19 protein-coding genes, 1 pseudogene, 1 riboswitch and 2 other annotated features are annotated in these 22,770 nt (G+C 33.7%); of the genes and pseudogenes, 6 read left to right on the plus strand and 14 right to left on the minus strand.

Annotated features, from left to right (window positions below):
* Window positions 1-27 precede the first annotated feature (27 nt).
* Window positions 28-969, plus strand: coding sequence for a nucleoside hydrolase (locus tag AC1Q8N_RS04525; RefSeq protein WP_141519947.1), 942 nt, complete (start codon window positions 28-30; stop codon window positions 967-969).
* Window positions 970-1,133: 164 nt separating this feature from the next.
* On the opposite strand, the gene AC1Q8N_RS04530 is transcribed toward AC1Q8N_RS04525, so the two are convergent.
* The 3 genes from AC1Q8N_RS04530 to AC1Q8N_RS04540 form a co-directional block, all read right to left on the minus strand.
* Window positions 1,134-2,000 carry an MBL fold metallo-hydrolase gene (locus AC1Q8N_RS04530; RefSeq protein WP_048546717.1) on the minus strand — a complete coding sequence of 289 codons (867 nt, stop codon included), beginning with the start codon at window positions 1,998-2,000 and terminating at the stop codon, window positions 1,134-1,136.
* Window positions 2,001-2,112: 112 nt separating this feature from the next.
* Window positions 2,113-2,742, minus strand: a complete 630-nt coding sequence (locus tag AC1Q8N_RS04535; RefSeq protein WP_048546715.1) for an immunity protein Imm33 domain-containing protein — start codon at window positions 2,740-2,742, stop codon at window positions 2,113-2,115.
* A gap of 48 nt (window positions 2,743-2,790) precedes the next feature.
* The gene (locus AC1Q8N_RS04540; protein ID WP_098076251.1) at window positions 2,791-3,579 is read right to left on the minus strand and encodes a class I SAM-dependent methyltransferase; all 789 of its coding nucleotides are present in this window, start codon (window positions 3,577-3,579) and stop codon (window positions 2,791-2,793) included.
* Window positions 3,580-3,714: 135 nt separating this feature from the next.
* Between AC1Q8N_RS04540 and AC1Q8N_RS04545 the strand changes: the two genes are divergently transcribed.
* Window positions 3,715-4,452, plus strand: a complete 738-nt coding sequence (locus AC1Q8N_RS04545; protein ID WP_060488710.1) for a ZIP family metal transporter — start codon at window positions 3,715-3,717, stop codon at window positions 4,450-4,452.
* Window positions 4,453-4,534: 82 nt separating this feature from the next.
* Window positions 4,535-6,235: a pyruvate oxidase gene (locus AC1Q8N_RS04550; RefSeq protein ID WP_098076253.1), complete on the plus strand. Its 1,701-nt coding sequence runs from the start codon at window positions 4,535-4,537 to the stop codon at window positions 6,233-6,235.
* 42 nt (window positions 6,236-6,277) lie between these two features.
* Here the strand turns inward: AC1Q8N_RS04550 and AC1Q8N_RS04555 are convergent, their stop codons facing one another.
* The 6 genes from AC1Q8N_RS04555 to AC1Q8N_RS04580 form a co-directional block, all read right to left on the minus strand.
* A complete protein-coding gene (locus AC1Q8N_RS04555) occupies window positions 6,278-7,282 on the minus strand; it encodes an ABC transporter permease subunit (protein WP_098076255.1) in 1,005 nt (334 codons plus the stop codon).
* Window position 7,283: 1 nt separating this feature from the next.
* On the minus strand, window positions 7,284-8,150 hold the full coding sequence (locus AC1Q8N_RS04560; RefSeq protein ID WP_141519948.1) for an ABC transporter permease subunit: 867 nt from the start codon (window positions 8,148-8,150) through the stop codon (window positions 7,284-7,286).
* Between the two features lie 55 nt (window positions 8,151-8,205).
* Entirely contained in the window at window positions 8,206-9,468 is a 1,263-nt protein-coding gene (locus AC1Q8N_RS04565) for an MFS transporter (protein ID WP_368486196.1), read from the minus strand.
* Window positions 9,469-9,706: 238 nt separating this feature from the next.
* The gene (locus tag AC1Q8N_RS04570; RefSeq protein ID WP_098076259.1) at window positions 9,707-10,738 is read right to left on the minus strand and encodes an alpha/beta fold hydrolase; all 1,032 of its coding nucleotides are present in this window, start codon (window positions 10,736-10,738) and stop codon (window positions 9,707-9,709) included.
* Between the two features lie 261 nt (window positions 10,739-10,999).
* Window positions 11,000-12,883 carry an FtsX-like permease family protein gene (locus tag AC1Q8N_RS04575; protein ID WP_098076260.1) on the minus strand — a complete coding sequence of 628 codons (1,884 nt, stop codon included), beginning with the start codon at window positions 12,881-12,883 and terminating at the stop codon, window positions 11,000-11,002.
* A gap of 11 nt (window positions 12,884-12,894) precedes the next feature.
* The gene (locus tag AC1Q8N_RS04580) at window positions 12,895-13,662 is read right to left on the minus strand and encodes an ABC transporter ATP-binding protein (protein WP_048546699.1); all 768 of its coding nucleotides are present in this window, start codon (window positions 13,660-13,662) and stop codon (window positions 12,895-12,897) included.
* Between the two features lie 389 nt (window positions 13,663-14,051).
* Here AC1Q8N_RS04580 and AC1Q8N_RS04585 point away from each other — a divergent pair, with 389 nt between their 5' ends.
* Window positions 14,052-14,534: a DUF2975 domain-containing protein gene (locus AC1Q8N_RS04585; protein ID WP_493521093.1), complete on the plus strand. Its 483-nt coding sequence runs from the start codon at window positions 14,052-14,054 to the stop codon at window positions 14,532-14,534.
* A gap of 125 nt (window positions 14,535-14,659) precedes the next feature.
* On the opposite strand, the gene thrS is transcribed toward AC1Q8N_RS04585, so the two are convergent.
* The 5 genes and pseudogenes from thrS to AC1Q8N_RS04610 all read right to left on the minus strand — a co-directional run bounded on the left by thrS (window position 14,660) and on the right by AC1Q8N_RS04610 (window position 20,148).
* A complete protein-coding gene (gene thrS, locus AC1Q8N_RS04590) occupies window positions 14,660-16,579 on the minus strand; it encodes a threonine--tRNA ligase (protein ID WP_048546697.1) in 1,920 nt (639 codons plus the stop codon).
* 43 nt (window positions 16,580-16,622) lie between these two features.
* Window positions 16,623-16,845: a binding site (T-box leader), on the minus strand.
* Between the two features lie 35 nt (window positions 16,846-16,880).
* Window positions 16,881-17,106: a binding site (T-box leader), on the minus strand.
* Window positions 17,107-17,231: 125 nt separating this feature from the next.
* The gene (rluF, locus tag AC1Q8N_RS04595) at window positions 17,232-17,939 is read right to left on the minus strand and encodes a 23S rRNA pseudouridine(2604) synthase RluF (protein ID WP_001222161.1); all 708 of its coding nucleotides are present in this window, start codon (window positions 17,937-17,939) and stop codon (window positions 17,232-17,234) included.
* Window positions 17,940-18,122: 183 nt separating this feature from the next.
* A complete protein-coding gene (locus AC1Q8N_RS04600; protein WP_098076264.1) occupies window positions 18,123-18,743 on the minus strand; it encodes a YdbC family protein in 621 nt (206 codons plus the stop codon).
* A gap of 96 nt (window positions 18,744-18,839) precedes the next feature.
* Entirely contained in the window at window positions 18,840-19,658 is an 819-nt protein-coding gene (locus AC1Q8N_RS04605) for a nucleotidyltransferase family protein (protein ID WP_098076266.1), read from the minus strand.
* 145 nt (window positions 19,659-19,803) lie between these two features.
* Window positions 19,804-20,148 (minus strand): annotated as a pseudogene (locus AC1Q8N_RS04610) (hypothetical protein).
* Between the two features lie 132 nt (window positions 20,149-20,280).
* On the opposite strand from AC1Q8N_RS04610, the gene AC1Q8N_RS04615 reads away from it, so the two are divergent.
* Window positions 20,281-20,856, plus strand: coding sequence for a hypothetical protein (locus AC1Q8N_RS04615; RefSeq protein WP_098076268.1), 576 nt, complete (start codon window positions 20,281-20,283; stop codon window positions 20,854-20,856).
* Window positions 20,857-21,064: 208 nt separating this feature from the next.
* A riboswitch (glycine riboswitch) is annotated at window positions 21,065-21,185 on the plus strand.
* A gap of 107 nt (window positions 21,186-21,292) precedes the next feature.
* Entirely contained in the window at window positions 21,293-22,660 is a 1,368-nt protein-coding gene (locus AC1Q8N_RS04620; protein ID WP_098076270.1) for an alanine/glycine:cation symporter family protein, read from the plus strand.
* Window positions 22,661-22,770 lie beyond the last annotated feature (110 nt).

Raw genomic sequence — 22,770 nt, forward strand, 5'->3', positions numbered from 1 at the left:
ACTAAATCATATAGGATGGAGATTACAATGATGAAAAAAGTGTACTTTAATCATGATGGTGGTATAGATGATTTAATTTCACTATTTTTATTACTTCAGATGGATAATGTCAAACTTACAGGGGTTTCAGTTATCCCTGCAGATTGCTATTTAGAACCAGCAATGTCTGCAAGTCGCAAAATTATTGATCGCTTCGGCAAAGGAAAGATTGAAGTAGCCGCATCAAATTCCCGTGCCAAAAATCCATTTCCAAAAGATTGGCGGATGCATGCATTTTATGTAGATGCTTTACCAATTTTAAATGAGTCTGGAAAAGTTGTAACACCCGTAGCAGAAAAACCTGCACATCATCATTTAATTGAAACTTTACTACAAACTGAAGAGAAAACAACTTTATTATTCACGGGTCCTCTTACCGATTTAGCGCGTGCACTATATGAAGCACCAGTAATCAAAGAAAAAATTGAACGTCTTATTTGGATGGGAGGCACATTTCGTACTGCCGGCAATGTACATGAACCAGAACATGATGGAACAGCTGAGTGGAATTCATTTTGGGATCCTGAGGCAGTAGCACGTGTATGGGAATCAAAAATTGAAATCGTCTTAGTAACGTTAGAAAGTACAAACCAAGTTCCATTAACTATAGACATACGTGAACGTTGGGCAAAAGAGAGAAAATATATTGGAATTGATTTTCTTGGTCAATGCTATGCAATGGTCCCTCCTCTCGTTCATTTCTCAACTAACTCTACTTACTATTTGTGGGATGTATTAACTGCTGCGTTTGTAGGAAAATCTGATCTTGCAAAATTACAAACAATTAATAGTATTGTTCATACAAATGGACCTAGCCAGGGGCGTACAATGGAAACTGTTGATGGACGACCTGTAAATGTAGTATATGATGTAAACCACAATGGATTTTTTAACTATATAACTGAATTAGCAAAGAAAGCCTCTACTTGAACCTCTATCTATACGAAAAATAGATAGAATGACATCGCTTCAGACGATGAACTCCCATATTTAGAATTTGGTTAAAACTACATATTTAACTATTAAAAAGAGTATTGAATTACATTTCAATACTCTTTTTGTGCAATTTAATTATATTTGATTAATGTTGTGTTTTACAGTTTATTCATTTCATAACCATTTACAAAAAACGTTATTGTTTCTATTTCATCTTCATTTAATTCTCTATTTACGTCTCGTTTATACGCTTCCTTTATATTCTCTTCATCGCCTTTATGAGCTTCTGTATATGTTCCTACTGTTTTTAGCAAATACAGCTCTTGTAAAAATTCATCCCGACTTATAGCTGTCCCATGAGAAAGAATATATGTTTCAGCATCAAACGACTCCAACTCTTCTATTAATTTAAACGTTCGTTGCGTCGTATAGTTCCACTTTGAAGAAAAGATATCTGCATATATACAGTCTCCTAAAAATAATATCTTTTCCTCTTTCACGTAAATAACAACTGAATCATGTGCATGATCTCCGCCGACATGTTTTAACACGCATGTCACTTCACCAAGATCTAATTCAATTTGATCCTGGAACGTTAAGGTTGGAGGAATAATGTTAATATTCCTCTCTTTTTCTTCAAACTCTTTTTTGATGCAATCCGCACAAAATGCAATTTCAGTACCCTCTTTTACGCGTGCGTCCAACGCTTCATCTGTCCATTCATAAGATACTAGTGGCTGCATTTCTTTCTTCGTTTCTGCATGCGCAATAGTTAATGCATCTTGTAATACAGGCAATCCAAAAATATGATCCCAGTGCCAATGCGTTAATGCTACGAAATCAGGACTTGATCCATTCTGTTCTTTTAGCATTTCTAAAAATAATTGTGCATGTTCTTTTGAATTCCCTGCATCAATCATTAAAGTTTTTTCTTGTCCAACGACCATTCCTAATATAGGTCTATCTGTTTCAGAAACAGGTGTCATATACCAAAATGAGTTTCCTATTTTTTTAATTTGCTGCATAATTAGCTCCTCCATTTACTACTATTCTCTTCAATTATAATCTGTAAAACCTTCATCCAGCACATAGCATGAAATAATATATATCGCTTTCTTTAGAACATAGTAACTTCATCTATCCATTTAAATAAGCATCCCAATCATAGTCTTCAATTTTATAGAATCTACCTTCATCATTTCTTTCATATGCACATAAAGCTGGTTCCTCAATAAAGTGTAAAATAGAATCATCTATATTCAAAATGACTCCAATTGAAATAATTTGAAAGTTTTTAGGATTATTGACATAGTCATCACTTTCATAACCACTCAATATTGACCAACCAGAGTCACCTTCTTCTCTTGAATCCTCTTTAAGCATAAAGTTAAATTCTCTTTTTTCAAGTACATCATCACTAACAATTACCTTCGTATCAAAATAAAAGTCCCAATCTTTTGAAGCTGGATCATTATATTCCGTATCACATATATTTTCAATTCCAAATGAAATTTTATCACCTATTTTTAAATCTAAACGATATGGATCATTGATCAGTTCCCCTACAAACTTTTTCTCATTTCTTTCAGTGATTTCCACCCACATTCGTTCACCATGAAACCCATCTTCGTCTTCGATTTTAGTTACAAAAATTAACTTTACCAAATCTCCAACCTTTAATTTCTCCAAAACTTCTGAGCTAGGAAGATAGAATGTATAGGGCGCTTCTTTATTTATTTCATAAACATTATCTAAGTACCAAGTCATCTTTTTCTCTCCTTAAAAGCTTTTCACACTCATATTTTAAAAATAACACTATTTTTTCTTCCGACAAACTACTACCATAGAATAGCAGTCTTCCCCTAACTCATTTCCTTCCCAATCATTATATATATGTAATAATTCAAAACCATTCACTACTAATAATCTTTCTAACTCCTGTGGATACGTATAGCGAAGATCTATCGCTGTTTTTATTTCCTCTACTAGAGTATCCCCCTCATAAAACCTTCTTGTTGTTATGTAGTGCTGTATTTGCTGAATTGAATCGTATGTCATTTCAGTATATAAATCACATTTTCTTCCCTTTTCATCACTAATAGTTGTCCAATATTCTTCTGTAGAGGGCTGTATTAATTCTTCTTTTGAAGGAAAACGTGTATCGAATATAAATATACCATTGTCAGCTAATACGTCATGAATAGATGTTAATAACTGATCTTGATCTGTATTCGTAAGGAAATGCTGGAATCCGTGCCCCACCATAAATGCTAACGGAATTGTTTCATTCATGCTTAATTGTAAACAGTCTTGTTGTAACCATTTTACCTTCTTACAATCCGTAGTTTTTGTCTTTGCTTCAGCAAGCATACCTTCATGTATATCTACACCAATCATTTGATATCCGTTTTCTATAAATGGAATTGTAACCCTTCCTGTTCCGCAGGCAATATCTAGAATCCATTCATTTTGTATATTTAGTTTTTGTGCCCATGATAGTAAGAACGGAAAATCTGACAGACTTTTATTTTCTATATCATATCGTTTTGGATTTTCGTATTCAGATAGACTCCATTTTGTTTGCAAACGTATTCCCCATTTCATATTTCCACTTAAGTTTAATATATAAATTATAACGAATTATTAGTTTTTTCTCTATAATCAAACACAATTACTTGGACTAATCTAACTTTCCTTTTCGTAAGCTAAAAATAAGTGGAAGAATCGGAGTGTGATACGATGGAACGATTATGGATTCCTATGATAGTTACATTTTTTTCATTCGGTGGATTACTATTAGGCGGTGCTGTCGGCATTGCTACGCGCCAACTAATTGAAGAAAAAATGCATCGTTTATATGCATTATGTGGCGGAATTTTGCTTGGCCTTTTATCCCTTGAAATTATTCCTGAAACATTTGCAAGCTATGAAATAATTGGGCCTATACTTGGTATAGCTATCGGTATTTTAGTTATGAGCTTATTAGATAACTATTGTCACCATCCAATGATACATAAAAAAGATCAACAAGCGTGGCAAACTTTCCTTTTTCTTTCTTTTGCTATATTTATTCATAATTTGCCAAGTGGATTTGCTTTAGGTACAGCTTTTATTAATCATGCTGAATCTGCAGTTCCTTTTTTAATAGCAATCGTTGTTCACCATATTCCTGAAGGATTAGCTTTAATTATCCCCTTTCTCTTTACAAAGCATAAATATATTTCATTTTTACTAACAACTTTATTACTTTCACTTATTCTCGGTACCGGTACTGTTTTTGGCATTTTGATGGAAGGAAAAGCTCTTCATCTACAAGGGCTCATTATGGGAAGTGCTATCGGTTCCCTTGGCTATGTTACAATTCATGAAATGCTTTGGAAAGCAAAGAAACAGCTCTCTTTCCTTTCATTTTTAACATGGGCAACTAGTGGTTTTTTACTAATTGCAGTATTTACGCTATTCGCTGGTCATCATTAAAGATAATAATATAATCATTTGTATATTTTTCCTTTTTCTCCAAAACATAATAGTATCTACCTAATTATAAGGAGGAAAAATTATGTTTGGGAAAACAGCCGGTGAAGCTCTAGTTGACCTTTTAATTGACTGGGGAGTAGAACATATATACGGAATGCCTGGAGATTCCATCAATTCTATAATTGAAGCTTTACGAAAAAAACAAGATAAGATCAAATTTATTCAAGTGCGCCATGAAGAAGCTGGTGCACTTGCAGCAGCTGCCTATGCGAAATTAACAGGGAAACTCGGCGTTTGTATGGCAATCGCAGGGCCCGGTGCTATTCATTTATTAAATGGTTTATATGATGCTAAACTCGATAAAGCCCCTGTTCTAGCAATTTCAGGTCAAGTAGAAACAGATTTACTCGGGACGGATTTTTTCCAAGAAGTAAACTTAGAAAGATTATTCGATGATGTTGCGGTATATAACCAGCGCATTATGTCAGCAGAACAGTTGCCTACTGTCGTGAATCAAGCGATTCGAATGGCTTATACGAAAAAAGGTGTATCTGTTCTTACGATTCCAGATGATGTTCCAAAATTCGAAGTAAAAAGTGGTGCTCGTGTTACAAATACTTCTTTTACATTACCTGAATTATTTCCGCAAGAAGAAGATTTACATGCTGCTAAACTCGCAATAAATGAAGCGAAAAAGCCTGTTATTTTAGCTGGAAAGGGTGCGAAACATGCGAGAGAATCTTTACTTACTTTCGCAGAACATATTGGTGCTCCAATCGTACTTACATTGCCAGCTAAAGGAATTATTCCTGATGAACATCCACTTTGTATCGGTGGATTAGGATTAATTGGAACGAAACCTTCTTATGAAGCAATGAAACATGCGGATACTTTAATTATGATTGGTACATCCTATCCGTTCACAGGTTTCTTGCCCGAAAAAGCAAAAACAATTCATATCGATACTGATCCTGCCCAAATAGGAAAACGTTACGTAACAGATATTGGCTTAGCTGGTGATGCTGATAAAACATTAAAATGGTTAATTGAAAATGTAGAAAAACACGAGGACCATTCCTTCTTAGAGCATCACCAAGAAATGATGAAAAAGTGGGAAGAAAAATTACACAATCAAGAAGAAGATTCTTCTACTCCAATTAAACCACAACGCGTTATGCATGCACTGCAACAAGTAGCTCATGATGATGCAATATTATCAGTCGATGTCGGAAATGTAACAGTATGGACAGCAAGGCACTTTCGTATGACAAATCAGCAATTTATTATTTCTAGCTGGCTCGCAACACTTGGCTGCGGTTTACCTGGTGCACTTGCTGGAAAAATTGCTTTCCCGGATAAACAAGTATTTGCGGTTTGTGGTGACGGTGGTTTTGGAATGACAATGAACGATTTCGTAACAGCTGTTAAATATAAACTACCCATCGTTGTCGTCGTTTTAAACAATAATAAAATCGCCATGATTAAATTCGAACAAGAAGTTATGGGGAATATCGAATTTGGTACAGACTTAACAAACCCTGATTTTGCAAAATACGCAGAGGCGTGCGGAGGTATTGGATACCGTGTTGAGAATTTAGATGAACTACTTCCTGCTTTCGAAAGTGCGGTAAAACAAAATAGTCCGTGTATTATTGATGTAGTTGTAGATGTAAATGAAGCACCAATGCCAGCAAAAATCACCTTTGGTCAAGCCGCTGGTTATACGAAGCATATGATAAAAGAATTATTTGAAGAAGGTAAGATTGATTTACCACCACTTTAAACAAAAAGATAGCTGAAAACAATTTGTCTTCAGCTATCTTTTTTATTTTTGTATCTCTCTATAAAAGGAAAAATCATTCATATTAGTTTGTACTCGCTTCTCTTCCTTTACCTCTTTATCCTTGCTCTTAGGTATTTTTACATTTCCTAGTTTAATCGCATCTTGCATACTATTACTAACTAGATTTCCCCCTAAAATTGTCATACTATAAAAAGTAATTGGTATAAGTACAATCCACGTATGTGTAGTTAAATGGCGGAAGTTTTGACCAATTAGGCCCGTCCATTCTTTTGTTACACTATCTGGATCCATTCCACTGAAGGTTATTGTTCCACCAAAAAATAATTGCAACAAACCAAGGTGTAAAAGAAGCAATAAAGTACTCACAAATTGTTGGGCTACTAATAAAAGAAATGGTGGTAACATATGCGGCCATATATGGCGCTTCAACCTCTGCCATTTACTCCCGCCGAGAACAGCAGCTGCCAACATAAATTCCTCTTTCTTAATACGTTTTACTTCTTGCGCTACATATAGCATAACTGTTGGTACAGCAAGAAATACAAGAACTATAATTTGAAATGCCACCCGCAAATACAACGGCACAACTTCCGCTCCACTGTCAAACGTTAAAACTTCATTTAACATAAAATAAGAAATCATGACCATTGGTACAATACTAAAAGGATCAAAAAATGATGAAATAACTGGAAAAGAACGTTTACCATACATACCAAGAAGTAAACCAACTCCCCCTCCAACTATAACTCGTAAAATCGCTATAATTATACTCGCTCCAACTGTCCATTTCGCGCCTTCTATTATTAATTGAACAAGGTCGCGGCCTTTCACATCACTTCCAAACCAAAATTTACTTGATGGCGAAAATGGAGCTGCCTCTAGTTCTCCTTTTTCGTTATACATCATCGTAAGCTCGCGAATATTCCCATCAAAAAACACCGTATATCCAATACTAACAATCATTAGTACACTTAAAAAAGTAATACCTATCCAAAATCTCACATCTCTTTTTACAACTTGCCACATATTACACACGCTCCTTTATCACATTTTGCAAGAGTGTATGTAATATACGAAATAGTATAAAAAGCGGTACGTATAATATTACTAGACTCACTGTAAATATTTCTAATTTCGAATTTTCTTTTACAAAAACAAACATTCCATATGTATTGAAAATCCATTCGATAATATATAAATTTGAAAGCATAAATAAAATATTTGTTTTCGCATAATAAATTGTCGTCAATAAAACATTTCTTGAAATATGATGTGTCAAAATATGCCGTAAGCTTAGCCCCTTACTCTTAGCAAATAAACTATATTCTTTCTCTAATTCTTCTTTAAATCGTAATAACAACAGTTTAATAAACAATAATGTTGTTGGTATGGTAAGACATATAATCGGTAACAAACGTATCCTTTCTTCCCCTAATCCAGCTAGTTTGACCGGCATAAATCCTGTTTTTTGAAAAAGAATTACGACAAGAAGTTGTGATAATAAAATAAGTAATATATCTGGTATACTCTCAAGCGTAAGAAAAATCCCGTTCCACATTTTCTGTTTCATATAAGAACGTTGCAATACCCAAACGACAAGTACATACGCTATAAGCAAAGATAGTAAAAACGCTGATAGAAATACAATCATCGTTTCAAAATAATGAATCCATATTTGCGGAAATAATTTTCTTGAGTCTCGAAATCCATATGTTATTTCACCTGGTTGTAGTAACTTCCCTCCAAGAAATACAACTGTGTTCCAAAAACCGATTAAATCAATTTGCAATCCCTTAAATAAACGCGGTAGCGCGCCTAGACAGATTATACATAAAATTGCAGCTACTAGTTGTAAACAAGTAACCCCACACCATTTAGCAATTCGCATCAACATAACGATTTCCCCTTACCATCCGATAGAATATTCAGAAATCAAAAAACCGCATATATTACATCTCTTCAGCTATACTTTGCACCCGTTTCTTCCCACTCGGTAAAATGGTTTGATATAAACACGTAACAAAAAATAATAAACCAAATAAAATAATATACAACGTATCTGCACGAATCCATTTCGGGAACAACATCGCTATCGCACCGAGAGATAACAACTGGAATCCTGTCGTTAATGGACTAAGTAAACTTTGAACACGTCCCATGAATGATTCTTCTACAATTTCATACATCCAGCCCATAATTGCAACATTAATAAACGGTAAAAAGAAAGTCGCAAAAGCGATACATACATAAAAAGACCATACGTGGTTTACAAAGTAACACATACCGAAAAAGACCCCTGAGCCCGCCATACCAAATACAATAATAGGCTTGGGTGCATATTTCTTCCCTACACTTGTTGCTACTACACTTCCAATTAGTAATGAAATCCCTCCAACTACACCACCCACCATCGCTAAACTTTCATACGTTGCTGGTGCTAATTTATATTTTAATATGTAAGTTGTGGATACGCTTAAAATACCATTTAATAGTCCAAACACGATAAATCCTAAAAGTAATTTTTTTAAAGTTTCATTTTGATATATATACTTGATCCCTTTTTGAAACTCTGTTATTAACATTTTCAAATTAACTTCTTTCCATTTTGTTCTACCGTTTGGCAAACGCACTTTTTCTGGAATGGAGATCGTTTGAATCAAAATACCACTCATAATAAAAGTGAGCGTATTTACTAAAATACTTCCGTATATTCCAAAAGTCCAGTACACCATCGTTGCAATTCCTACACCAAACAAAGCATACAAACTATTCACCATTTGATTCACACCTGCTGCTGCACCGTATTGGTCGGATTCAACTACTCCCTGTATCATTGACTGTTCTGATGGAGAGAAAAATTGTATACATGCATTTTCCAAAAATAAAAATATAAAGATGAGTATAATCATTCCGTAATAAAGCGAAATTAGAATTCCGATATTACAGAGCGAACAACATATGTTACTTACCGTACAAATACGTTGTCTATCAAAACGATCCACTACTGTCCCTACTAATAGAAAAAAGATTAATGCAGGTAATGCCATCATAATTTGTGTCATCGTTGCGTAAACTGGTTGTTTTCCGTATTGGTCTAACAAATAAAACATTAAAGAAACTCCAGCAATCATAGAACCGAGTCGCTCTAAAATATTTGCTAGAAAAAAACGTGCATACACTTTGTTACGAAATAACTGTAGCATTTCTTTCATACTTCTAACCCTTTCTCTCGACAAAATTTTATTTTTTCAGTCATTTCTCGGAAGTTACATTATATTTTTCGACCATTATCCAATCTTTTCCTTCTGTATAGAGCACAATAAAAAAAAGACTCATGTTTTTTATACAAGAGTCTTGTTATTTAACTTCGCTTCACGTAATAATATGTAGCTAAAATCTTTATACGTCTCGCTAACTATTTTAATTCTCTAAAGTTCGGATATACTTTATTTATTTTATGAATGCATCGCACATCCACTCATAAAATTTTTCCTTCTCTTCAAATTGCGGATAATGAGCTGACTTTTCAAAAGTAATGAATTCTTTTTGATTCACTTCAATCATATCAAAATATTTTTTCGCTGCATGAAATGAAGTATTATAGTCGTATTTTCCCATAAGGAAATAAAGCGGTAGCTTCATTTCAGTCACCTTAGTAGGCAATGGGTTCTTTAAATCCTTTTCTAATAAGACAGTTTGAGAATGTGATAATCCAACGTTATAACGAATTACATCTAAAAAGTTATATTCATTACTGAGTAGCATCCCAATATTATCACCATCTGGATTTTCAATGAGTCTTGATGTTCCACCATATTTTGCAACATAATTCCTCGGAGTGTATGTATCGCCATTTTTAATTTTTTCAGTCAACTCATTTAAATAGGCAACCTCATCTGTATTCCCAGCACTTTGTGCCTGTTCAATCACATAGTTTAAACTATCCATTTCACTTTCTACTGTATCACTCATTTGCCCTATGCCAACATATGCTTCATATTTTTCAGGGGCTTTATTGGCAGCTTGCATTCCGATATATGTACCGTAAGAATGACCAACCAATATTACTTTTTCTTTACCAAGATGTTTTGAAACATAATCTGTCATAGCTAATAAATCTTCTACAAGAAGATCTGATGTAAGATTCGAATAGTCTTCAAAGAAATGATACGACTTCCCACTCGCTCTTTGATCGTAATTAACAACTGTGAATTTCTCTTCCAATAAGTTTTGGTATTTTTGCGCATATGGTATTTCTGAAGTACCTGGTCCACCATGTACAAAAATAATAACCGGATTGTTCTTATCTTTGCCGCGTATCATTATTTCATGCCCACTCCCATTTATCTCTACTTGCTCTAATGTACTTATACTGTTTTTCCCTTTTATTTGCGAGGTCCATGTAGGAAATATTAGTGCTACGATTAATAATAGTAAAATGATGACTCCAATAAGTTTTATTAATTTTTTTATCTTCTTCATAAGTAGTTTCCTTTCTTTTAAATTTATAAAAACATCAATTTAGTTCAGTAAAACTACCTCAAAAAAATATAAATATACAACAATTTCACCTTGATCTTTTGCACATTTTTAATATCCCATACACTTCTTAATTTTCCCCTATATAAACTCTTAACATTTTCTTAATTTTCAAATATAAACTTTATAGAAAGACTCAGTCAAAATGTATTAAAAATAAAGAAAAAAGCCCTTGTTTTCAAAACAAAGACTTTTTTCCTTTAACTATTTCGCTACTTCTTCTTTCGGCATTACCATACCTTTATAAAGTTGGACAGTAATCCAGTAATAGATGAAATAAATGACTAAGAAAATCCCAATCGGCACCCACACCTTTACAAACGGGTCAACTAATATAAAACTGAATAAGTTAAGCCCTACTAACACGTGGGAAATTCCAATAATCGCTGGGAAGATAAATAAATATGAAATTTCTTTATAAATACTTTTCGTTAACATACTACGTCTCACACCAATTTTTCGTAACATTTCATAACGGCGTACGTCACGAGAAGCACCTGTTAATATTTTGAACATTAGCGAACTTGCCATCATTGCTAAAAAGGCAATTCCAAGGAAAAATCCCATAAACATTGTTCCACTCATGAAACTGTTCATAAACTGATAAATTGTCATTTTTGTAAATAAATCTACTTTGGTACCTGTTGTTTTTTCAATTTGCTCTTTTTGTCTCTTATCTATATCGAGCAACAACGGTTTATATTTTTTCATATCATCTACTTTTGCTAATGTTACACTATGTTCCGTTCCTTGAACTGCTTTGTAGTGTTCTTCATCAGCAATTCTTACCGGTTTTCCGTTAAATTGATTATGTGTAATTTGTATTTCTCTTACAACCGCATCTTCCCAATCCCTTGGCATACGAGGAAGTTTATTGGCTGCTTCGGGAGCTTCCAAAGCAGAATAAACAGGTTCAGTTAAAGGTTCAGCCACACGTTTTCGAGCTGGCTCTTTTAAAGTTTTTGTATCAAAGTGGTCGGAAACGAGTGGTGGTTTCGCCGTTAAGTCGTTACGTAAGTAATACACCGCTTCTCCATCTACTTTATATTTATACTTGCTTTCTTCCACAATTTCCATTTCTTTTAAGGCTGCTTTATCTTGATCATTTGGATCATGAATTACGACATCATATACACGAGAGAAGTCTGTCATAATACCTACATTTTTTTGAAACGCCATACCTGCCGTCATTGCCCCTGCGCCTAATGCAATTAACATCGCTACTGTACCTAGTACTCTCGATAAGCTATTTACTCGAAAGCGTAGCTGTGCATATGTAAAACTATTTAAGCCCGTTTCATTTCGTTTTTTATTCCCTTTAATTTTCATCACAAAAAATGGGAGCAATGAACTAAAGATAAAATATGTTCCAAGAGTTGTAACGATTGTCGCTATTATAAAGCCTAATTCAGCATATATTTTTACATTGATCATAAAGTAGTATCCTATACTTACTAGCAATATACCAAGTACCGTCATTATAATAATGCGAGTTTTACTTTTCTTTACTTCATCTAGTGTTTCATCTTCACGAATTAACTCCAATTCTGTTTTACGTAATAACCGGATGCTATTCATTAAACCAGTAATAAAAAATAGTATTAAGAAGAAAATAGCTGTAACTAAGATTGCTGGTGTATATACAGATGAATAACTACCTTTCGCTGAAATTTCCATACCATTCATTAAAAAGTTTCCTGCTACACTTGCAAGCAACATCCCCACTAAGATCCCGATAATAATACTGACAATCCCCATACCGAATGTTTCAATAAATAATAACTGTGCTACTTTTTTCTTTTTCGCACCGAGCATCATGTACATACCGAGTTCTTTTCTTCTTAATGTGAGTAAGAAAGAATTGGCATATATAATATAAAATACAGTAATGAACGATAATAGTATGGCACCTACCCAGAATACGAGTCTAATACTACTAATAAGACTATTATCCTTCGTAAATTCACTATTCATCGCCATCGTTTGGAACATGTAGAAAATACTAATACTAATAACGAGACCAATAAGTAAAACCATATAATCTTTTAACATCTTTTTCATACTATGACGTGATAATTTGAATAACATAGTCTCGCCCCCTACTTAGACTCAGCAGCTGAGCCCATATGAGCGAGCACGCCTAAAATGTCTTGATAGAAATTTTCTCGCGTTCCTTGACGCGTTAACTCTTTATAAAGAAGACCGTCTTGAATAAATAAAATACGCTCACAATAACTCGCACTAAATGCATCGTGTGTAACCATCAAAATACTTACATTGTGATTTTCATGTAAATCTTGCATCGCTTCTAATAAGCTTTTTGCATTTTTACTATCAAGCGCACCAGTCGGTTCATCTGCTAATACGATTGCTGGATTATGTACTAAAGCTCGTGCTGCCGCCGTTCTTTGCTTTTGTCCACCAGAAACAGCAGTTGGATATTTTGTTAAAATTTCAGTAATCCCTAATTTCTTTGCAACCTCATTTACTTTCCCCGTAATCTCACTTGAAGGTACGCCTTGCAGAGAAAGTGGTAAAGCGATATTTTCATAAATTGATAAGTTTTCTAGTAAGTTAAAATCTTGAAAAATGAACCCTAATTTTTGAGATCGAAAATCAGATAATGCATTCCCCTTCATAGAAGTAATATTTGTACCAGCTATTGTCACACTGCCACCCGTTGCTTGATCCAATGTACTAATCACATTAAGTAAAGTCGTTTTTCCAGATCCAGAAGGACCCATAATCCCGACGAATTCCCCTTCTTTAATACTTAATGACACACCCCTTAACGCTTTTGACTGATTCTCATTTCTTTTCCCATACGTTTTTTCTACACGTTCTACAGTAACTACATTTGTTGACATCTCTTTCACTCCATCCCTTTTGTGTAAAATTAATTTCTCACATATTTCTTATCTTTTTCTCATGTAAATCCTTAATAATTTTTAAATTTTTCAATCAGAAAGGATTACACGAGTTACGTAAACCTTTTTCCTATTACATATTCTCACTTTTCTAAAACTCGTTCCTTCGATTTCGCTTACATTTACCTTACATTTTTGTAAGGTAAAAAATATTACAGACCATTTCATAAGGCGGATTCCTTTGTAATGAGCAAGTTTTTTATTTTTATCAAAATTAATGGGATACATAAATAACAATAATAATAAGTTAAAAAACAATATAGTTTTATTTTAAAACGATAAATTATATGATAAAATCATGTTGTCATTAAATAAACGAGGTGCTTTTTATGAAACAAGTTTCAACACTCTTTTTAAAACTAGCTATTGTTTTTATAGGTATAGTAGTACTTGCATTGTGCATATTTTTAGTTCCTAGAATCGGGAATTTCGCTGGAGAATTGTATCCAGCTATTGCTTATATGAAATCTCTCGTTTTAATCGATATGTACGCAGCGACGATACCTTTTTACTTCGCTCTGTATCAAGTTTTTAAACTTTTAAGTTATATTGATAAGAACAAAGTGTTCTCGGTATTATCAGTAAAGGCTTTAAAAAATATAAAATACTGTGCCCTCACTATCGGTACCATATACATACTAGGTATGCCACTTTACTATCTTATGGCAAAAAAAATTGATCCTCCAAGTTTTATACCAATTGGATTGATCATTATTTTCTCCTCTATCGTGATTGCTGTTTTTGCTGCAGTTCTCCAAAAGCTCTTACAAGAAGCCATTAATATAAAATCAGAAAATGATTTAACGGTATGAAGTGAAGTATATGGCAATAAATGATGAAGGAATAGCGATTAAGCTATCCCTTCATCATTTATTATGGTTCTTTAATGAGTTTAAATTCAGTAATACATGTTAATGGTGTATTTTATTATCAATCTCTATTTCTTATTTTTTATTTCCTCTTTTATACTCTCCACAAACCCATTTAGTTCAATAACTTCTGACTGGTCTTCACCGTATTTACGTACATTTACAGATCCGTTCTCCATTTCCTTATCCCCAATAACAAGAACATAAGGAACTTTTTGCATTTGTGCTTCTCTTATTTTATATCCTAACTTTTCATCTCGTACATCTCTTTCAACACGAATGCCAGCTTGTGCTAATTTATCCGCAATCTCATCTGCGTATTGTACATGGACTGCATTCGAAACTGGAATGACCTTCACTTGAACCGGTGCCACCCATGCCGGGAACGCGCCTCCAAAGTGCTCAATTAATATCGCTAAGAAACGGTCTAAAGATCCTAAAACTGCTCTGTGAATGACAACTGGTCTTCTCTTTTCATTCTTCTCATCTATATAATTTAAATCAAACTTCTCTGGCATTTGGAAATCTAGTTGGATTGTCCCGCACTGATGACTTCTATTTAAGGCGTCTTTAATATGGAAGTCGATTTTCGGTCCATAAAATGCACCGTCACCTTCATTTAGTCTATATTTATAATTCAATGAATGTAATACATTTTCTAATGCCTCTTCTGCTTGCTCCCACAACTTATCATCACCCATTGAATCTTCTGGACGAGTAGAAAGCTCTACTTCATATTCGAATCCAAAAGTTTTATAAACATAATCAATTTGCGCCATTACAGATTTAATTTCATCTTCAATTTGTTCTGGAGTTACAAATAAATGAGCATCATCTTGGCAGAAAGTACGTACTCTTAATAATCCATTTAATGCCCCGCTAAATTCGTGTCGGTGTACTTGACCGAACTCACACATACGAATTGGCAATTCGCGATAAGAGTGTAATTTATTTTTGAACATTAACATATGTCCTGGGCAGTTCATTGGTTTTAATGCGAAACTTTTATTGTCTACTTCAGAGAAATACATGTTGTCTTTGTAATGTCCCCAGTGTCCTGATTTCTCCCATAATTCTTGGTTCATCATAAACGGAGTACGTACTTCTTGATACTTATACTCTTTTTGAATTTCTCTTAAAAATGCTTCTAATTCATTACGAATAATTTGTCCTTTCGGTAAATAAAATGGCATTCCCGGAGCCTCTTCAGAAAACATAAATAACTCCAGCTCACTACCTAATTTACGATGATTTCTTTTTGCTGCTTCTTCAACGAAATGTAAATAATCTTCTAATTCTTTTTGAGAAGAGAACGCAACACCATATATACGCTGAAGCACTTGATTGTTACTATCACCTCGCCAATATGCACCAGAAACGTGAGTTAATTGGAATGCTTTCAAATAGCCTGTTGACGGTAAATGAGGTCCTCTACATAAGTCTACAAATTCACCTTGTTTATATAGTGTTACACTTTCCCCACTAGGAATTGCTTCTAACAATTCTAATTTCAGGTGATCATTCATTTCTTGAAACAGTTTTTTTGCCTCTTCTCGTGAAACCTCAACTCGCTCTATTTTTATATTTTCATTTATAATTTTTTTCATTTCTTTTTCGATTTCCGGTAAATCTTCTACGTTTACACTACTCGGAAGATCCATATCATAATAAAATCCATTTTCAATAACAGGTCCTACACCAAGGTTTACATTACCATGCATCCTCTTTACAGCTTGCGCTAAAATATGTGCCGCAGAGTGTCTTGCAATTTCTACCCCTTCATTTGAATCTATAGTAACGATTTCTACTTCCGCATTTTCTTCAATATTTCGGCGTAAATCATATAACTGATCATTTACTTTCCCTGCGACTGCTTTCTTTTTTAAACTACTGCTAATGGATCCCGCAATTTCTTCTAAAGTAATTCCTTTTACAAATTCTTTAACGCTTCCATCCGGAAATTTCATTTCAATCATCTGTTCTTTCATTTTTCATCTCTCCATTTCATAATAAAAGCACACTCATCCCTAAAATAGGGACGAGCGTGCTTTTACCCGTGGTTCCACCCAGATTCCCATTGTAAATATACAATGGCTTCTTTTACGGTAACGTCGTTTACACGGCACTAGATACTTAATTTCCCCAGTGCAGCTCTAAGGTGGTAAGTTATTTTTCTGCGTTAGGAAGTTCTCAGCTTTCCTTCCTTCTCTGTATAACCGGATAAAATAACTCGTGTCCTTTTCTTCGCTTATTATGAAATTGAATACAAAAAAGCATATTCATCCCTAAAATAGGGACGAATATGCTTATATCCGTGGTTCCACCCAGATTCCCATCACAAAAAACATAATGGCTTCTTTTGCGATAACGTCGCTTACACGGCACTAGATACTTAGTTTCCCCAGTGCAGCTCTAAGGTGGTAAGTTATTTTTCTGCGTTAGGAAGTTCTCAGCTTTCCTTCCTTCTCTGTATAAAACCGGATAAAATAACTCGTGTCCTTTTCTTTGCTTTTAAAAGTACATCCATTAATTGTTATTTACTATATCTTATTCATTTTATTTTTGCAAGTGTTTAAAAATGATTTTTTATTTAATAAAAAAAGAAACCAAAAATAGATTTTTGGTTTCCTCTTCTCAATTTTACCAATCTTGTGGTTCGTAATTTAAGTCTGAAAATAGACGTCGTTTCTCTTTCTTCGATAAATCTCTCCACTGTCCAACAGGTAAATTATTTAATTCTATATTCATAATTCTTGTACGCTTTAACGTGTATACTTGATAACCTAAAGCTTCACACATACGACGAATTTGACGATTCAACCCTTGAGTTAAAATAATTTGGAATTCATATTTTGATAACTGTGTTACCTCACAAGGAAGCGTTTTCGTTCCTAAAATTTTCACACCAGCTGCCATTTTCTCTAGAAAATCAGGTGTAATTGGCTTATCTACTGAAACGATATATTCTTTTTCATGTTTGTTTTCAGCACGTAAAATTTCATTAACGATATCACCATCATTCGTTAACAAAATTAAACCGTCTGAGTCTTTATCAAGACGTCCAATGTGACTAATTCGTAATGGATGATTCACTAAATCGATAATATTACCTTTTACAGCTTTTTCACTCGTACATGTAATACCTACTGGTTTATTTAAAGCGATATATACGTGATCTCGAGCAATACGAAGTTGCTCTCCATTTACGCGTACATCATCACCTGGATTTACTTGGTCACCAATTTTTGCAACCTTACCGTTAATAATTACTCTTCTCTCATTAATTAGTTTATCTGCTCCACGTCGAGACGCTTTTCCAGCTTCACTAATAAATTTATTGATACGCAAATTAGGCACATCCTTTTCAAAAAAATTCTAGCTCACACTGATTCTACCGTACAATACAAAAGGGTAAGCCTTCTATTATAACTTAAACATATTAACATGAAAGGGTATATAACGTCTTCTATTAATTACTCGTTTATAAGAAAATATCTTTATTATACATTCATTTATGCACGTTTTGAACACTTAATATACAAGCCACTCTTCCTTACATACAGCTTGTTTACCTCTTATATCTTTTAAATCCTCATGAATATTAGCTAGTTTATACAGCTCTGGGAAAATCTCTTCTACATAATTTTGATGCGCCATTTCATCTTTCCAATAAGTTAACACTATGTAACGATTTTCAGTTTTTAAAGACTTCCCAACTACTCCACCTATCATCCCGTTTGCTTTTTCCATTCCTTTATTCCAAATTGTTTCTTGTTTATGTAAAAACTGCTTTTCCTGTTCCCCCTTTACATCACATATAGCAACTCTGACAAATGACCCTTCTGTAACAACCTCTTTCAAAGGCATATCAGTTATATCATACAATGTTTGAAACAGTTCAATTTCACATGAAAGAAACGTATCCTCTTGATTACTATTTAAATAAATGGTATCGTGAGCACCATTCATAAATGATTGATACGCACCCCTATCATTCCATAAAGTATAAACACACGCCTCATCTTCATTCCATCCACCAAATTGTCCGTGAAAACCATCTAGATGCTGTATATCACGCCATTTTTCTTGTGCGATTGAAAATAACTCTTTTTTCTCTTCTTCCACCTTACAGTAGATTGTTTTTAGTAGCATTTCTAATTCCCCCTTATCTTACATTCCATTTCCACCTACACTAACATTAATTTCACTCTCTACTTCTTTTTGTTTACATAATATTATTATATATTATTAGTTATCTATAGTATTCAAAAAATCAGCCGCTCTTTCTATCAGCCATTCACCAAACGTACTTAAAAATAATAAAATTTCATTTATATCATTTATCGGTTCAATTACATATTGTAATGCCTTTCCCATATTTTTTTCTTGTTCGGGAAAATGCTTACTAAATAATTCATAGGCAGGATATAAGTCTCTGGAGTAAAGTCCTTCTCTCTCAATTGTCAATGCTAGACCTGACCTGATTATTATCTTCATAATCCAACGACAACAATCCGCTATATCTTCCACGCCTTTATTATGTATTAACTCTTTGCGTGCTTGTCCAATTTGTTTCCCCAATTGAATAAGATGTTCATAGGCTAACTCCTGACTTACTTTATATTTAGGTAAAGACAATGTTACATCTTCACCAAATATACATACTCCATGTGTCTGTATCATGAAGCTTATAAAAGAAAAACTCTTGGAATTTATCACTTCTTTTTCACTGTAAAAACTCAATTCCACTCCTGTTATACAATTGAATTTTTGCAAAATTTTAATTTCTAGTTTCTTTCGCCAACTTAAGTCTATTAATTTAGGATCCTTTCGCACTAATATAATTACATCTATATCAGCAATACCTTTAATTCCAATCCCTCTTGGAATTGAGCCTCTTATATAAACACTGTGTAAATCATCCTGTAACAATTCACAACAAGTATTTTTTATTTCCTGTATTACCTCCATAAATATAGGTTGAACTTTTTCAATATGTGCATCATTTATAATATATCCTTCATCATCAGTAGGACAAAAACGACCTATCTTTTTTATACTTGGCAATTTATCATCTCATCTCCATACTAAATATTATTTTATTCTATACACATAGTAATTATAATTTAAATAATTCAGAATTAAAAATTAAAAGAGATGGAAAGTAAACAATCCTACAATATCATTTACTTCCTATTTCTTTTATTATCAATTATTTTTCAAATATATAATACCTAATTTCTCCTGGGTAATGTAATATCTTTACCTTTCTTTCCACTTTTTTAAAACTAACAGTATGCCCGTTTTCCCCTAAGTTCTCCCATCCACTTACCTTTGTAATAGGCATTACACTTATATATTTATAATCCTCTTCCTTATCATTGTTAATATGTATTGCTGACATTGGCACTGGAAAATCTTTGATTTTAGATTATTTATTCATAAATATGCATGCAATTAAACCCATTAATAACATAGCCATTGAAATATTTGAAACTAGTTTTCTTCTATTCATTTTCACTAAAATTCCTCTTTTCTCACATATTTCTTTTATCATCTTACTAACTTTAATTACTCGTTTATAGAAAAGATATAATTTAAATTATTTCTAACCTATTTTCTCTACACGAAACAACATTATTGTTATATATTATAATTATAAGTTTTTAAATTTTGGAGGCGTTACATATTGCAGAAATTTCTTTTTACTAAATGGACAGTTGTTATTTCTATTTTCATCATTTTCGGTACGATTTTCTATGTTACTAATGTGAAAAATAACAACAAAAAAGCAACTGTAGAAACAGTGGATACAAAAATTTTCAAAACTAAATTACAACCTAAAATCAATGAATTAACTACAAATTATAATGACATCATCGAAAAAGATTGGTTGCCTGCCTGGGAAGAGATTAACACGAACGGAAATTCAGTAGACAGAAATAAACTATTAGTCACAATGACTGCTATTTCCAAACAATATGAAAACATTATGAATGAAATAGACACTTTGAAAATTAAAGAAAATATATCGGAAGTACAAATACAAGAACAACTAGTTTATTTCGCAACTGAATTTAAGGCTGCTTCTAAATTTATGAAAAACGCGGCAAATTTAATTATAGACGGAGCAAATAACTCTACTCCATCCAATGAAACAATTGAAAATACTAAACATGCTTTAGGACTTGCGGACCAACATATTGTCCTCGCTTTATCTACGTTAAATGAAGTTGAAGTTAAATTAGGACTTGCAAAAAAATAAAACTGGTTACTATTTTAAAATAAAAAAAGATTGCAATTCATATTTTGTCTGTCTATAATGTTTTTATTGATTTACAATCAATATTTTTATAAATTTTATAATTCGGATGAACCATTCAGGAGAAGGTCTATTGATCTACCGACGGGGCAAAAGGTTGCTGAATCAACTTTGAAACTCTCAGGTCTTGTTTACAAGTAGAACTGCATGGGGACGAATCTCTGGAGAGACTCCCTCTCGCTTTTATATAGCGCGGAGGAAAAAGAGCACCGAAGGAGCAAATCCGCTACTATAGCGGATAATCTCTCAGGTAAAAGGACAGAGACAAGCGAAAGAAAATGCCGATTTGTATCGGTTTATTTTTCTATCCCTTGTTTCTCCAGAGACCATTTCATTTACTTGAAGTGGTTTTTATTTTTTCATAAAAAGGAGAATACAGATGGAGACAGTAAGTACAGTATTAGAACAAATCAATCACTATGTGTGGGGATTACCAACGTTGTTGTTACTCGTTGGTACTGGTATCATTCTCACAGTGCGTTTAAAAGGATTACAGTTTAGTAAACTATTATACGCTCACAAACTAGCTTTTAAAAAATCAGAAGATACATCTTCCTCTGGAGATATTAGCCACTTCCAAGCACTTATGACAGCTATGGCGGCAACGATAGGTATGGGGAATATAGCCGGTGTTGCAACTGCTGTAACGATTGGTGGACCCGGTGCAATCTTTTGGATGTGGATTACTGCTTTGTTCGGTATGGCAACAAAGTATGCCGAAGCAATTCTTGCGGTGAAATACCGTGTTAGTAATGAAAATGGTGAATATTCAGGTGGACCAATGTACTATTTAGAACGTGGTTTAGGTAAGAAATGGCTTGCTGTTTTATTCGCTATATTCGGCACAACTGCTTCTTTCGGTATCGGTAATATGGTGCAATCTAACTCAGTTGCAGAGGCAATGCGAATTAATTTCTCTTTTCCTCCTGCTTTAACTGGTATATTCATGTCATTTTTAATCGCCATTGTTATTTTAGGCGGTGTGAAAAAAATCGGGAAAGTGACAGGATATATCGTTCCTATTAAAGCTTTCTTTTATATCATTGCTGGGCTTATTATTATTTTCTATCACTACGATCAAATTCCAGAAGCATTCTCACTTATTTTTTCTGGCGCATTCAATGGTACTGCAGCTGCTGGTGGTTTTATTGGCGCAACAATTGCATCTGCAATTCAAATCGGAATGGCGCGCGGTGTATTTGCGAACGAAGCTGGTTTAGGGAGTGCCCCTATTGCCGCAGCTGCCGCAAAAACTGATTCACCTGCAAAGCAAGCTTTAGTTTCTATGACTGGTACTTTTCTAGATACGTTTATTGTATGTACAATTACAGGGCTAGTATTAATTACTACAGGTGCATGGAAATCAGGTAAAACTGGCGTTGAAGCGACGACACTTGCGTTCCAATCTGTATTTGGCACTGCTGGTAGTATGATTCTTGGTATCGCAATTATATTATTTGCCTACTCTACTATTTTAGGATGGTCGTATTACGGCGAGAAGTGCGTGGCTTATTTATTTGGAGAAGGTGCTGTTAAATATTATAAAGCAATCTTTATCGTCATGATTGCTATTGGGGCTAATTTAAAACTAGGTATCGTATGGACATTTGCTGATATTGCAAATGGACTTATGGCGATTCCAAACTTAATTGGCCTTATTGGGTTAAGTGGTATTGTTGTTGCTGAAACGAATTGCTTTTTACAAGAAGAGAAATTGAAAGAAAGTCATAAAAAACAGGCAAGTTAATCTAAAAAAAGGAATGACTCATACATAATGAGCATTCCTTTTTTCGTTTTCTAACTCAGTAAATATCATTAAAAATATATTTATATCAATCTTTCCCTTTTTTATTCCAC

The organism is Bacillus sp. GW823-FHT06B01 (assembly GCF_058952315.1).